Raw genomic sequence first — 13565 nt, 5'->3', positions numbered from 1 at the left:
AAATATCGAGCGCGGTTTCTTGGCTATTTGGGGCAGGTATTTAGCCGGTATCGCGTACTGCGCCCACCACCCGGTAGTCGCTCCAGGCAGCCTTTTTTCACCAGATCTGCCAGATGCCGTGTGGCCGTTGCTTTGGAAACGTTGGCCTGCGTCTGATATTGAGCTGCTCTGATCTTGTGCTCACAACCTTCCCCGCTGCTATCAAACAACCGGTTCAGCACTTTGATCTGTTCTGGCGTGAGTCCTGAGGCGCGATGGACCTGCCAGAACCGTGCCTTACCTAGCACGCTTTCGATCTGCACCATGGCTTTGTGCAAGCTGCGTGACAGGGTCTGCAGAAACCAGCTAAGCCAATCGGTGATATCCAACGTAGCTTTCTGAGTGCTTTCGAGGGCTCGGTAATAGCCTGCGCGGTCTTCCAGAATGCTCACGGACATGGCGTAGAAACGGATTGCCTGGGCTTCGCCCTGAGCCAGTGCGAGATCGGTGAGAGTGCGGGTCAGGCGGCCGTTGCCGTCGTCGAACGGATGCAGAGTGACAAACCAGAAGTGGGCGATACCGGCCCGCAACAAAGGATCGAGTCCGGGTTGATGGCGGCTGGCCTCAAACCAGTCGAGGAACGTTTGCAATTGCCGTTCGAGACCTTGGCGAGGCGGTGCCTCGAAATGAACAGTAGGGCGGTCCAACCTGCCCGAGACCACTTGCATCGGCTCGTCCCCCCGCAGCGAACCTACGCGGATGTGCTGGTGGAAAAGTTCCTCAACCTGCTCAGGGAACAGCCACTCATGCCATTCAAGTAGCCGCTCGACCGTCAGGGGCTGGCTGAAATGCCGGGTCGCATCCAGCAGAAGGTTTGCCAGACCCTCGCTGCGTGGGCTGACGGGGTTATCGCCGGCCCGCTCCAGGCCCAGGCGTCGGGCCAGGGACGACCGCACCGAGCCCACATTCAATTGCTCCCCTTCAATGGCCGAAGAGGTCACGATGTTCTGCAACAACGCGTTAAGTTCGTTCTGGGCGTTGAGCGCCTTAGTGACAGCGCCGGTCATTCCGAGCAATTGACCTTGGGTTTGTACGCATTCCCGTAGCAGAGGCGTTAACGCTTCAGACTGCCAGTGAAAGTTGGGCCAGTCGGGCTGTTGCCAGATCCAATAGGGTTCCATGAGTCTCTCCATTCCTGGGATGAGCCGAATAATAATGCTATTCGGCTCATTTTGTGAGCCGAATAAATTCACTAATCGGCTCACGCTCTCCTCAAGACGTGATTTCCCACACAGAATCACGCGTTCCCCGATTGTGGATAACGCGCCGAATCGCTAACCTTCGCGCCATCTACAGCCCCCGTATGGCGGGCCCCTGACGAAACCTGAAGAAAGATAATCAATGCGCCGAGGAAGGGCGCCGGGTTGCGTTGTGCATGGCAGGAGGCATACATGCGTTTTCTTTCATTGCTGATCGCGCTGACGGTCGCACCGCTGGTGTGGGCGGAGCCTGCGGCCGAGATGTCGGAGCCGGTGGGCGGCTGGCGTTACAGCGGCTTGCTCGATCGCACTGAAAACCCACAAGTGGCCTACCCCACGCCGCCCATCGACCGAGGTGTGCAACGCAATCGCACGATGATCGAGGGCCGGCTCAAGGCCATGGGCACCGCCCGTCCGCCCCACAGCCTGGCGGTCAATGGCAATCCACTGAATCTCTACACCGACGACGAAGGCCGTTTCGCCCGGCCGTATGCGTTCGGTGCCGGCTCCAACAGCGTCGAGATCCGCAGCTCCGAGGGCAAGTCCCTCAAGCGTGTGCAGTTCTACGAGGCCAACAACCTGCGGACCCCGGCGCAGATTCGCGTGGTGCTGGGCTGGGACGACCCCAAGGCCGAGCTGGACCTGCACATCATCACCCCCGACGGCCAGCACGCCTTCTTCGGCCAGCCGGCGCTGAGCAACGGCGGGGGCCTCGACCCGGATGGCGTCGATGGCCCCGGTCCTGAAATGTTCACCATGACGGCGCCGATGCACGGCACCTACCTGGTCTACGTGAACTATTGGGGCAACTACGGCGACGGCGGCTATAACTTCGACGAAACCAGCAACCAGAACGAGGTGATCACCTCGCAGATCAATCTGGTGCTCAACGAAAATACCGTCAATGAGAAACGCGAGACCTTTGTCGTGCCCCTGCGCGCCATCGGCGATCTTTTGCTGGTCAAGACTTTCAACTACTAATTCCGCTCCACGGATGAACAGGCCCTTGTGAATATGAGCGACAACACTGCTTCCCCGACCGTGCCGACACCTGTCGCTAAACCTGCGCGCCGCTGGCCGGCGTTGCTGATCGGGCTGTGCCTGGTGGCCGGTGTCGCCGCCGGGTTGGGCTGGTTCATGCACAAGCCCAAGGCACCGCCCACGGCGCTGGCGCTGGAAAAGCTCGGTCTGAGTCGTCCCGACGGGCTACTCGAAGCCCATTCCCTGAGCCAGCTGCCCAAGGACCTGTTGGCGGTGCCGTTCCTCAAGGCCACGCTCACCGAGGATTTCGTTTTCTATTACCAGGCCCATGCCGACCGCCTGGGGCTGATTGGCAGCCTGCGCCGGATCATCTACGAGCATGACCTGAAGCTGCAGGACAGCCTGATCGAAGAACTGTTCGACCAGCCGGCCGATGTGGCGCTGTGGCGCGGTGCTGATGGCCGGCTCAAGGATTTCCTGTTGGTGATGGATCGCGGCGGGCTGGCCAAGCTGCTGGAGCCGCTGGCAAAAGTCGCCCTGGACGATACGCAGTTGAGCAAGCTCAGCGACCTGAAGGTCGGCGGCGATGAAGTAGCGCTCTACCAGCTCAGCTACAACGCCAGCAAATCCCTGGTGTTCGCCTCCCACGGCGACAAACTGGTGGTGCTGTCCGACCCGAGCAAGCTCTATGACCCGGCCAACGGCGCGTTCGACGAACATGGCGCCGTTTCCACCACCGCACTGGCGGCACTGCTCAATGGCGACAAACTCTTCACCGAAGCCTTCGGCTTGCCGCCCAAGGCGCCTGAGGTCAAGCAACGCATTTCGGTCAACGCCAGCGTGCTCGCCATGGGCTACCAGCGCTTCATCCCGAACTTCGCCGGGTTGCGTTTCGACATGGACGACAAAGGTTGGCACAGCTTCCTGGCCATGGACGAACTGGAGAACCAGCCGGATTTCGACTTCAAGCCGATCTGGCAAGCCATGCCCATGGGCGCCAGTGCCTGCGTGGCCTTGCCATTGGCGGCTGAGCAACAGAAGCCGCTGCTGGTAAAACTCGGTGCCGAGGAGAAAGCCGCCCAGGCCATGGTCGACCATATGGCCGGCGCGGCGGGGCTGTGCTGGTACGCCGATTCGCGGTTGTACACGCCGCTGCTGGTGGCCAGTCTGAACGAAGAAGACGGCAAGATCGACGCCGAGCTGGGCCACCTGTTCGGGTCGATGGTGGGCGCCTATGAAAGCAACGTGGCCGAGCATGCGTTCCCGGTCGTCGAGAAGCAGGAAGGCTCGATGCATCACTGGCAGCGCCAGGTGAGCTCCAACTTCGGCCCGTACCTGGCCAAGGACTCCCTGCAACCCGATGCCATCACTGGCAAGGCGTTCATGCAGGTCAGCCTGGCGCGCCACGGTTCGACCCTGCTGTTCTCCCTCGACGATAAACTGGTGGACAAGGCCATCGGCACCCTGGACAAGCACTTCCCGCCGATGGCCGACGTGGTGCCCAAGGACCTGCTGATGCCGTTCTACTTCGGCCCGGACTCCATGGCGCAGCTGATGCAGCGTGAAACCCTGGACAGCTTGCCCCAGGACATGGAGCCGGTGTTCTACAACGCTGCGCAGACCTACCTCATTCCAAAACTGCGGACCCTCGGTGGTTATGGCAAATACGCGTTGACCCTGCCGGCAGGCAGCGAGCCGGACGGTCACTGGCAGTGGTTGCCGCTGGAATGGAAAGCACTGTGACCGGACTGATCCGCACGCTCGGGCTGATAGCACTGTTCCTGGCGGGGCAGGCGTTTGCCATGGAAGCGCCTGCGCTGGATGTGCAGCAGTCCCAGGTCTTCCGTGCCTGGTTCGTGCGCATCGCCGAGGAACAGTTGAGCCGGGGCCCGAGCCCACGCTGGTATCAGCAGGACTGTGCGGGACTGGTGCGTTTTGCCGCCAACGAAGCGCTGAAGGTCCACAACGAAAAATGGCTGCGCAGCAACGGCCTGTCCAATCGCTACCTGCCGCCGGAGCTTGAGCTGAGCGACGCCCAGCGGCGCCTGGCCCAACAGTGGCAGCAGGGCGGCGGCAAGGTCGGGCCTTACGTCAATGCCATCAAGTTGATCCAGTTCAACAGTCGCCTGGTGGGGCGTGACGTGGCCCAGGCCCGTCCCGGCGACCTGATGTTCTTCGATCAGGGCGACGACCAGCACCTGATGATCTGGATGGGCCGCTACATCGCCTATCACACCGGCACCACAACCCCTACCGACAACGGCATGCGCTCCGCAAGCCTGCAACAACTCATGAACTGGAAGGACACCCGATGGATACCCGACGCAGCCAACCCCAACTTCATCGGCGTCTATCGACTCAACTTTCTCTCCCAATGACCGGTGCCCGCATGCTGCGCTTGTGCTCGAAACTGTCCCTGCTGTTTGCCTTGTTGCTGGCCTCCTTCGTTCACGCCGAAGACACGGTGGAGCCAAGTGGCTACACGCCGGTGTCCGGTGAAAGCTTCTTCCTGCTGGCCGACAGCAGTTTCGCCAGCGATGAACAGGCCATGGTCCGCCTCGAGGCGCCGGGCCGTGACTACCGCCGGTTCCGCATGGAGCCTTACGGTGGCGCCGATATCCGCGTCTATCGGATTGAAAAGCCACTGGACTTCCTCAAGCGCCAGAAGAACCTGCACCGCGTCGTCAGCGACGGCCAGTTCAAGGGTGAAGGGCTTTCGAACACCCTCGCGTACCTGTGGGACAACTGGTACCGCAAGTCCCGTCGGGTCATGCAGCGGGCGTTCTCCTACGAGTCCCGCCAACAGGTCACCGAGGAAGTGCCGGAGCTGAAGATCGGTGATGCCCTGGTCGCACCGACGCCCTACGAGGCACCGGCCCAGTTCGCCCTGATCCCGGGCCTGCCGCTGGTCAGCCAGTTCCGTTATCCGCTGTGGCAGGCCAAGCCGATCCAGCCGCCTGCCGGCGTCAACCTGGCCGGTTCGTCCAGCGAGTTCGTCAGCGTCGCGCAGGGCAACGTCTACATCCCGCTGGGCCAGCTCAAGCCTGGCCTGTACCTGGTGGAAGCACTGGTCGGCAAGTACCGGGCGACCACCATGGTCTTCGTCTCGAACACCGTGGCGGTGAGCAAGATTTCCGGTGACGAACTGCTGGTCTGGGCCGCTCGCAAGCATGAAGGCAGCTCGGTGCCCAAGGTCAATGTGCTGTGGACCGACGGCCTGGGCGTGATGAACAGCGGCGCTACCGATGAAAGTGGCCTGCTGCGCCTCAAGCACGTCAGCCCGGAACGTTCGTTTGTCATTGGCGAGGATGAGGAGGGTGGGGTATTCGTCTCCGAGAACTTCTACTACGACAGCGAAATCTACGACACCAAGCTCTACGCTTTCACCGACCGGCCGCTGTATCGCCCGGGGGATTGGGTCTCGCTGAAGATCGTCGGCCGTGAGTTCAAGAATGCCCGCGACTCGGTGCAACCGACGGCGGCCGACGTCAACGTCAGCGTGCTGGATGCCACGGGCACCGTGCTGCAGACCCTGGCCCTGAAACTGGACTCCAAGGCCGGTACCCAAGGCCGTTTCCAACTGCCGGAAAACGCTGTGGCCGGTGGCTATGAACTGCGCTTCAGCTACAAGGACCAGCTTTATAGCAGCGCCTTCCGCGTGGCTGAATATATCAAGCCGCATTTCGAGATCGCCTTGAACCTGGCCAAGCAGGAATACCGCACCGGCGAGCCGGTCAAGGGCAACCTCGTGTTGCTGTACCCGGACGGCAAGCCGGTGGTCGATGCCACGGTGAGCCTGAGCCTGCGGGCCCAGCAGCTGTCGATGGTGGACAACGAACTGCAATACCTGGGGCAATTCCCGGTGGAGTTGACCAGCAGTGAAGTGACCACCGACGGCCAGGGCGTCGCGACGCTCGAACTGCCGGCCGCCGACAAGCCGAGCCGCTACACGCTCACCGTGTTTGCCAGCGATGGTGCGGCGTATCGGGTCAAGACCACCAAGGAAATCCTCATCGACCGCGGTGCCGCGAATTTCCGCCTGAGTGCTCGCCAGCGTTTCAGTGCGGCCGGCGAGAAGGTCGCGTTCAGCTACGTCAACGAAGGCGGCAGCGAACAGAGCAAGGCCGTGACGCCGGCCGGCTACGCCTGGGTGCGCCTGGAAGACCAGAGCACTGGCGAGGGCAAGCTGACGGCCAAGGACAAGGACTTCACCGTGGCCTTTGACCGTCCCGGTACCTACAACCTGACCCTCAAGGACGACCATGGCCGGGTCATCGGCGCTGCGGCTCATGCGGTGACCGGCGAAGGCGTCAAGGCCGTGCCGGGCACCGTCGAGATCGTCCTCGACAAGCCGGAATACAAGGCCGGTGACGAAGCACTGGCACTGATTACCTTCCCGGAACCGGTCAGCGATGCGCTGCTGTCCCTCGAACGGGACAAGGTGGAGGCCACGGCGTTGCTGTCCAAGGGTGGCGACTGGCTGAAAATGGAAAGCCTCAGCCCGACCCAATACCGCGCCCGCATTCCGGTGAAAGACAACTTTGCGCCGAACCTGACCTTCTCCGTCCTGTACACCAAGGGCGGCCAATACAGCTTCCAGAACGCCGGCATCAAGGTGATTACGCCGCAGATCGACGTCGCGGTCGTCACCGACAAGGCCACCTACCGGCCTGGCGATACGGTGACCGTGGACCTGAGCACCCAGTTCGCCGGCAAGGCGACTCCGGCGCATCTGACCGTCAGTGTCGTGGACGAAATGGTTTACGCCCTGCAACCGGAAGTGGCGCCGACCATCGATCAGTTCTTCTATCATCCGCGCCGCAACAATGTGCGCACCAGCGCCAGCCTGTCGTTCATCAGTTACGACGTGGCGTTGCCGGGCAGCCCTGGCGCGCCGGGCAAGGCCAACCGCAGCGAGCGCGGTGTCAAGGTGCTGGAACGGCCCCGTCGTGAAGACGTGGACACAGCTGCCTGGCAGCCGGAACTGGTTACCGATGCCAACGGCAAGGCCCGCTTCACCTTCAAGATGCCGGATTCGCTGACCCGCTGGCGCATCACCGCCAAGGCCATCTCCGACGACGGCCAGGTTGGCCAGAAAAAGCAATTCATCGCTTCGGAGAAACCGCTGTACCTGAAGTGGAGCGGTCCGACCCGGTTCCGCACCGGCGACAAACCGCAACTGGGCCTGTTCGCTTTCAGTCAGTCGGATAAACCGCTGAAGGCGGAACTGCTGATCCGTTATGCCGGTGCCGAGCAACGTGTGGTGGCGGACCTGAAAAAGGGCATCAACTATGTGGCGCTGCCTGCCATGGAGTTGAGCAGCGGTGACCTGAGCGTCCAGTTGCAGTTGAACGGTGAAACCCAGGACGCCCTGGCTGTTCACCTGAACGCCAGTGGCAATGGCTGGCAGGTTACCCAGAGCCAACGCCTCGACGTGGCCGCCGGCGACACTCCGCTGGCCTTGCCGGCCGACGCCAGCGATGTCCGCCTGCGCCTGGACGACAGCCCGCAAGCGCTGTTCCGTAGCGCCCTGGACGACCTGTTGAGTTACCCCTACGGTGGCGTCGAGCAGACCGCCAGTCGCCTGCTGCCGTTGAGCATCGCGTACCCGACCCTGGCGTCGGACTCGCAGACCCGCGACCGCTTGCGCCTGATCATGCAGAACAGCCGCTTGCGCCTGGTGCAGATGGCCGGACCATCGGCGAGCTTCACCTGGTGGGGCCAGGACGGCGAGCCGGATGCCTTCCTGACCGCTTACGCCTACTACGCGGATTGGCACGCCAGCAAGGCGCTGGACATCAGCCTGCCGCCGGAACACTGGCAGCGGGTGCTGGAGGTCTATGCCAAACAGGCCGGTGATACGCCGCTGTTGCAGCGGGCGCTGATCCTGTCGTTCGCCAAGCAGATGCAACTGCCGGTTAACACCTTGCTCAGCGGCCTGATGGACGATCTGGCGAAGGCCGGTGCGGGCGGCGCCGGGAGCGTGATGGACAACGGTGACGACAGCCTGGTCATGAACGCGCCGGACTCGGCCCTGGGATTGGCCAGTGCTCGCGTACTGACCGCAGCCCTCGCCAAGCAGGCGAAAGTGCCTTTGCCAGATGCCTTCAATCGTCAACTGGCCGCCGCCCAGCAGCAACTGGACGTCAGCGCCGAGCCGTTTGTCGAGGCTCTGGTGCTGTCGTTGCAAACCTTCGATCAGGCCCGAGCCGCCGCGCTGCTGGAGCGGTTGTTGCCACAACAGTCCACCCTGGAACGGGCCCTGGCCTTGACCTGGCTGCAGCGCAGCATCGAGCAGACATCGCCGGCCGTGGCACTGGCCCCGGGCGAAGGTTGGAAAGCCCGCCAAGGCGCCACAGGGGAAACCTACTGGCAGTGGCAGGGCGCGCAGTTGCCGACCACGCTGACCCTCAGCGGAGTGCAGCAGCGTCCGTTGCAAGCGGCGCTGAGCTTCCAGAGCCAGCAACCGCCGGTGGCGCCGATGGCGGTGTCCATCACCCGTCGGCTGTCGCGCCTGGTACCGGGTGGCGATGCCTTTACCTTTACCCTTGAGGCCGTAGGCAACAAACCGTTGTCCAGCGACAGCCTCTACCTGGATGAAGTGATCATCAACAGCAAGGCCAATACACCGCTGCGCTACGGCATGCTCGAAGTGCCGCTGCCGCCAGGCGCCGACGTGGAGCGCACCACCTGGGGCATCCAGTTGCAGGGCAAAGCCGACAGCGAACCGACATCGCTGGAAAAGGCGCGCTTCGAGCCGGGCCAGATGGTTTATGCGGTGCCGGTGGATGCCCTCAGTGGCGAACTGCGCCTGCGGCATCTGGTGCGCTTCTCCCAGAAGGGGCAGTTCAACCTGCCACCGGTGCGCTTCACTCAGGTCTACGCGCCACAGAATCAGGCTTGGGAAAAGAAACCGGCGCTCGGTCAGGTCACGGTCAACTGACATGCGCAAGCGCTGGGTTGGGTGGCTGTTGTGCTTGATGCCTGCGCTGGCGACAGCGCAGGCCGAACCGTTGCGCCTGGCCTTCGACGGCCAGTTGCTGCGGGTGAGCCAGACCCAGGTGCTCGATCGCCAGCCATTGCCCGATTCCCTGCAGGCCCCGCTCGGCAGTCTGTGGAAGCTGTTTGTCTACGCGTGGCTGGTGGATACCGATGCCCACGAGCCGGCCTATGAGTGCCGCGGGGAGTCGAAAGAAGAGGTTTATTGCTGCAGCGCGGGGAAAAGCATCGGTCGCGATCAGGCACTGGTGAAGTCCTGCGGCTTGTATTTCGAACCGCAGCGGCTTGGGCTTTCGGCCGCCAGTTGGCGTGACTACTGGCAGGCCCGTCAGGCCCCGGCTTGGCTGCTGGACCTACCAGCCCTGCAACCTCAAAAACAGGTTCCCGTCGCGCAATTGCTCAAGGCATTGGCGACACTGCCGGCCCAGGACCAGGCCCGTCGGGTGCTGCTGGACGTGGTACTCAATGCGGCGGATGGTCGTCTCGTCGGGCAACTGGGCAGTCGCTTGCGGGTCAAGACCTGGAGTTGGCTGGGCGACCAGGGACCTTCATCGCGCCAGGGCGGTTTCGCCGGTTGGCTGGCCGATGGCACGCCCGTATGGGCCGGTGGCCGCGGCACCAGCCAACAGATCCTGAGGGCATTTGGTGATGGCCTGGCCACTGCGCTGCCGGCACACTGGCCGGCCGAAACCGGGCGCTGCGTGGAAGTGAGGTTGTTTGCCCGTTATCCATTGCAGCGGGTCATGTCGGGCAGCCAGCCAGCCTCGCCGGGTCAATTGCGGGGTGACTACCGCGCCGAGTTCACCAATGGCAACCAGCTGGATATCCACAGTGATGGCGAGCTGTTCCTGACGCCCGGCAAACTGGTGGCGCGCCTGGATCGGGAAGAGTACGTCGCCCGGGTTTTGCAACGCGAGGCCAAGGCCGAGCCCGCCGAAGCAGCCAAGGCCCTCGCAGTGGCGATCCGCACCTACCTGCTGCAAAACGCCCAACGTAACGGCGATTGTCTGAGTATCGACGACAGCAGCCATCGCCAGCGTGTTGCTCCACGCCCGGCGGCACCGCAAACCCGCGCCATTGCGGCCTGGACGAGCGACCTGGTCCTGGCCGGCACCGATGTCACCTACCACTCCGATCAATCCGGCCCGGACAAATTGTCCTGGCTGCAAGCTGTGGAACAAGCCAACGCCGGCCAACGCTACGACGCCATTCTGTTGCATGCCTACCCGCGTGCCAGTCTCAGCCGCTGGGACAATCCGGTGGCATCCTGCGAAGCACTGCCGGCCGCCCAGGACTGGCTGCTCAAGCAGCGTCGAGGCTGGCGGTCCAGACTGGAAAGCGAAGTGGGCTACGACGAAATCAGCTCATTCGCGGTGTGCCGCGTCGCGTTCGGCCGGCCTTACGTCGACCGTGAACGCCAGCGCATCTATGTCCGTGGCGTGCTGTCGCTGCAGGACCGCCTCGACCTGACTCACGAATATTTGCACCTGGCCTTTGAAGCTCACCCCAACGGCCAGGACGAAGACTATATCGAAGGGCTCGCCCGTCACCTCTTGCTGGAATAGACCATGACACTCCGTTATCCACAGGTCTTGCTGTTGCTCTGCGCCATGACCGCGTTGCCCCTGGCCGTTGCTGCCGATGGGATCAAACTCGACACTCCGATTGGTGGGTGGCGCAGCGGGGCGCCGGGCGGCGAAGGTGAGAACTTCAGCCAGACCGTCAATTACCCGGCCTCGTCGGTCAATACGCCCCAGGGCCAGGCCAACACTGCACGCATCACTGGTCAGATCAAGGTCATGCCCAAGGACAGCAACGAGCCGGGGAAACTCATCGTCAACGGTGTGGCCCTGCCGCTGAAGCTCGATGAGGAAGGTCGCTTCGACCGGCCGTTCTCGTTCCCCAACGGCAGCAATAGCGTCGAAGTGCGCAGCCCTGATGGCCAGCATCGTCATCGCACCCAGTTCCTCAACACCAGCGGCGGCGCCACCCCGGCCAAGCTGCGGGTACTGCTGACCTGGGACAGCGACGGCACCGACCTGGACCTGCACGTCATCACCCCGGACGGCGCCCACATCTGGTACGGCGACCGCGTCGCCCCCAACGGCGGCGCCCTCGACGTCGACGTCACCACAGGCTACGGCCCGGAAATCTTCGCCATGCCCGCGCCGATCAAAGGCCAATACCTGGTGTATGTGAACTACTACGGCGGCGGTTATCGCTATCAGGAAGACAGCGAGGACGGTGAGGGCGGTGGAGAACAAGCGCAACAAGCCTTGACCACCGCACAGGTCACCGTGATCACCGAAGAAGGCACCCCGAACGAGAAGATGGAAACCTTCGTCGTGCCGATGCGGGCGGTGGGCGAGCTGACGTTGGTAAAAAGTTTCAGCTATCCGTAAGCCGCCATCGGTAGCCACAACTAATGCCGCAGCCTGTGGAGATATTCTGTGGGAGCCGAGCTTGCTCGCGATGACGGTCTTGCATCCAACATCGATGCAAGCTGGCCCATCACCATCGCGAGCAAGCTCAGCTCCCACAAGAGCGTCGGCATTTATGACAGATAAAAATCTCACGCGTGAGCTATTGTGAGGTTCAGAGCTTACCTGTAGTGTTTCTCACGCGTGAGTTATTCACAGTGGGGTCAGTACCATGTCAACCAGCTCTCCATCAGATCCGCCTGACGGGTCTGTGACCGATTCAGCGAGCCGCACGGGAGAGCGCGCCAAACCCTCCGCGAAAAAGCCGTCGAGCTTCTACATGAAGCAGATGCGCGCGGGCCTGAGTGCCGCCGGGTATGTGAAACACGAGACTTGGGTGCTTCCCGAAAACCGAAGCCTGCTCAAGCAAATGGAGAAACAGCTACGCCAACCGATTCTGGCTGGCTCATTCATGTTGGAGGAATACATGAGCGCAGGTAACAACTGGAACATTGATCGTCTCTACAGCGCCCTTCAGGCCCTGGACGAAGTGGTCGCGAGCGACATCACCCTTTCCCTCGTGCAAGGCTCCGAATCCAGCATCAAGCTGGAAATGAACGACTTCGGTGGCTTGCCGATTTACATCGCGGTGGTCGGTGACCAGATTATCGTCGACACCGTCCTGGTGGACGTCGAGTCGATCAACGACGTCGCGGCATTCAATGACGCCGTGCTGCGCAGCCGGGAAATGTTCCCTCTGTCGTCCATCGGCATCGAGACCATGCCCAACGGACAGGTTGTCTACAACATGTTCGGTGCGTTGAGCTCCGACTCCAGCCTGACCAACGTCGTGACCGAGGTCAAAACCCTCGTCGACAACGTCCAGCGCGCCAGCGAAGCCTTCGAACGCTTTTTCATTTAATTCGCCGAATAGGAACCATCCAATGACTCAGTCCATCTGGAGCAAGTTGTTCACCGCACTGCGTGGCGGTGCCAACGAAGTCGGCGAGTCGATCGTCGACCAACAAGCCCTGCGCATCCTCGACCAGGAAATCCGCGATGCCGACAGCGCGCTCGCCAACGCCAAGCGTGAACTGGTTACCATCATGGCCAAGCACAAGTTGGCGACTGATCGCGTCGGCGAATACAACGCCAAGATCAAGGACCTGGAAGCCAAGGCCCTGGCCGCGATCCAGGCCAACCGCGAAGACTTGGCGCTGGAAGTGGCCGAAGCCATTTCGACCCTGACCAACGAACTGGACGCCGAGCAAAAGCACGCGACCGAATTTGGCGGTTACGCGGACAACATGCGCAAAGACATCTCCAAGTCCGAAGCCCGCATCAAGAGCCTGCGTCAGCAGGTGGATATGGCCAAGGCCCGCGAAAGCGTGCAGAAGGCCCAGGTAAGTGCCTCGATCGCCAGCGGCGGCGCCAATGGCAAGCTGGAAACCGCCGTCGGCACGCTCAATCGCCTGCAGGCCAAGCAACAGCAACGGGCCGCTGAACTGCAAGCCCAGGACGAACTGGCCGAGGCTTCGACCGGCTCCGACCTGGAGCGCAAACTGCGCGATGCTGGCATCACGCCAAACGAAGGCAGCGCCAATGCGATCCTGGAACGCCTGAAGAAAAAATCGGCTGAGTAATCGGTTCGCGCACAGCAAACCTGTAGCGAGGTATGCTCGCTGGACTTTGTAGGAGCTGGCGAAGCCTGCGATCTTTTGATCTTTCGCTTGAGATTCAAGTGTGGGTGGAAAGATCGCAGCCTCGTTGCACTCGACAGCTCCTACACAGCTCCTACGCAGTTCCCTTGCCACAGTAGTGTCCGGCACCCGACGGATTTAATTGTCGTGAAGGTACTTTTATCCAAGCTGCGCAGCAGGTTTAATGCTGTCCGGCCACTATGCTCGAGCCGTCAGACGTCAGTGCG

Annotated in this window: 9 protein-coding genes; 8 read left to right on the top strand and 1 reads right to left on the bottom strand. The window is 62.1% G+C overall.

Annotation, left to right across the window (positions count from 1 at the left end):
- Positions 1-23: 23 nt before the first annotated feature.
- Positions 24-1160: a Fic family protein gene (locus tag QZH45_RS26845; protein ID WP_053191412.1), complete on the bottom strand. Its 1137-nt coding sequence runs from the start codon at positions 1158-1160 to the stop codon at positions 24-26.
- 270 nt (positions 1161-1430) lie between these two features.
- Here QZH45_RS26845 and QZH45_RS26840 point away from each other — a divergent pair, with 270 nt between their 5' ends.
- From QZH45_RS26840 to QZH45_RS26805, 8 genes are all read left to right on the top strand, one after another.
- Positions 1431-2219 (top strand): YfaP family protein, encoded by a 789-nt coding sequence (locus QZH45_RS26840; protein WP_024778374.1) that lies wholly within the window; start codon positions 1431-1433, stop codon positions 2217-2219.
- A 33-nt stretch (positions 2220-2252) separates the two neighbouring features.
- On the top strand, positions 2253-3962 hold the full coding sequence (locus tag QZH45_RS26835) for a DUF2138 domain-containing protein (RefSeq protein WP_055134926.1): 1710 nt from the start codon (positions 2253-2255) through the stop codon (positions 3960-3962).
- The gene (locus QZH45_RS26830; RefSeq protein ID WP_055134925.1) at positions 3947-4597 is read left to right on the top strand and encodes a DUF1175 domain-containing protein; all 651 of its coding nucleotides are present in this window, start codon (positions 3947-3949) and stop codon (positions 4595-4597) included. Before QZH45_RS26835 ends, QZH45_RS26830 begins: the two co-directional genes overlap by 16 nt.
- The gene (locus QZH45_RS26825) at positions 4594-9162 is read left to right on the top strand and encodes an alpha-2-macroglobulin family protein (protein ID WP_081036464.1); all 4569 of its coding nucleotides are present in this window, start codon (positions 4594-4596) and stop codon (positions 9160-9162) included. Before QZH45_RS26830 ends, QZH45_RS26825 begins: the two co-directional genes overlap by 4 nt.
- A gap of 1 nt (position 9163) precedes the next feature.
- Positions 9164-10783 carry a DUF2300 domain-containing protein gene (locus QZH45_RS26820; RefSeq protein WP_055134923.1) on the top strand — a complete coding sequence of 540 codons (1620 nt, stop codon included), beginning with the start codon at positions 9164-9166 and terminating at the stop codon, positions 10781-10783.
- 3 nt (positions 10784-10786) lie between these two features.
- Positions 10787-11620 carry a YfaP family protein gene (locus tag QZH45_RS26815; RefSeq protein ID WP_055134922.1) on the top strand — a complete coding sequence of 278 codons (834 nt, stop codon included), beginning with the start codon at positions 10787-10789 and terminating at the stop codon, positions 11618-11620.
- 358 nt (positions 11621-11978) lie between these two features.
- Entirely contained in the window at positions 11979-12560 is a 582-nt protein-coding gene (locus tag QZH45_RS26810; protein WP_024778380.1) for a YjfI family protein, read from the top strand.
- A 22-nt stretch (positions 12561-12582) separates the two neighbouring features.
- On the top strand, positions 12583-13281 hold the full coding sequence (locus QZH45_RS26805) for a PspA/IM30 family protein (protein ID WP_024778381.1): 699 nt from the start codon (positions 12583-12585) through the stop codon (positions 13279-13281).
- Positions 13282-13565: the final 284 nt, after the last annotated feature.

The organism is Pseudomonas corrugata (assembly GCF_050920615.1).
GTDB lineage: Bacteria > Pseudomonadota > Gammaproteobacteria > Pseudomonadales > Pseudomonadaceae > Aquipseudomonas > Aquipseudomonas corrugata.
Note: the sequence above shows the minus strand (reverse complement) of the source record. Positions and strands in the feature narration are given on the sequence as shown.

What these genes read in the sequence shown, in the direction of transcription:
- QZH45_RS26825 (WP_081036464.1), top strand. Translation starts at nt 4,594, where the DNA reads ATGACCGGTGCCCGCATGCTGCGCTTGTGCTCGAAACTGTCCCTGCTG.
- QZH45_RS26840 (WP_024778374.1), top strand. Translation starts at nt 1,431, where the DNA reads ATGCGTTTTCTTTCATTGCTGATCGCGCTGACGGTCGCACCGCTGGTG.
- QZH45_RS26805 (WP_024778381.1), top strand. Translation starts at nt 12,583, where the DNA reads ATGACTCAGTCCATCTGGAGCAAGTTGTTCACCGCACTGCGTGGCGGT.
- QZH45_RS26810 (WP_024778380.1), top strand. Translation starts at nt 11,979, where the DNA reads ATGAAGCAGATGCGCGCGGGCCTGAGTGCCGCCGGGTATGTGAAACAC.
- QZH45_RS26820 (WP_055134923.1), top strand. Translation starts at nt 9,164, where the DNA reads ATGCGCAAGCGCTGGGTTGGGTGGCTGTTGTGCTTGATGCCTGCGCTG.
- QZH45_RS26815 (WP_055134922.1), top strand. Translation starts at nt 10,787, where the DNA reads ATGACACTCCGTTATCCACAGGTCTTGCTGTTGCTCTGCGCCATGACC.
- QZH45_RS26835 (WP_055134926.1), top strand. Translation starts at nt 2,253, where the DNA reads ATGAGCGACAACACTGCTTCCCCGACCGTGCCGACACCTGTCGCTAAA.
- QZH45_RS26830 (WP_055134925.1), top strand. Translation starts at nt 3,947, where the DNA reads ATGGAAAGCACTGTGACCGGACTGATCCGCACGCTCGGGCTGATAGCA.
- QZH45_RS26845 (WP_053191412.1), bottom strand. Translation starts at nt 1,160, where the DNA reads ATGGAACCCTATTGGATCTGGCAACAGCCCGACTGGCCCAACTTTCAC.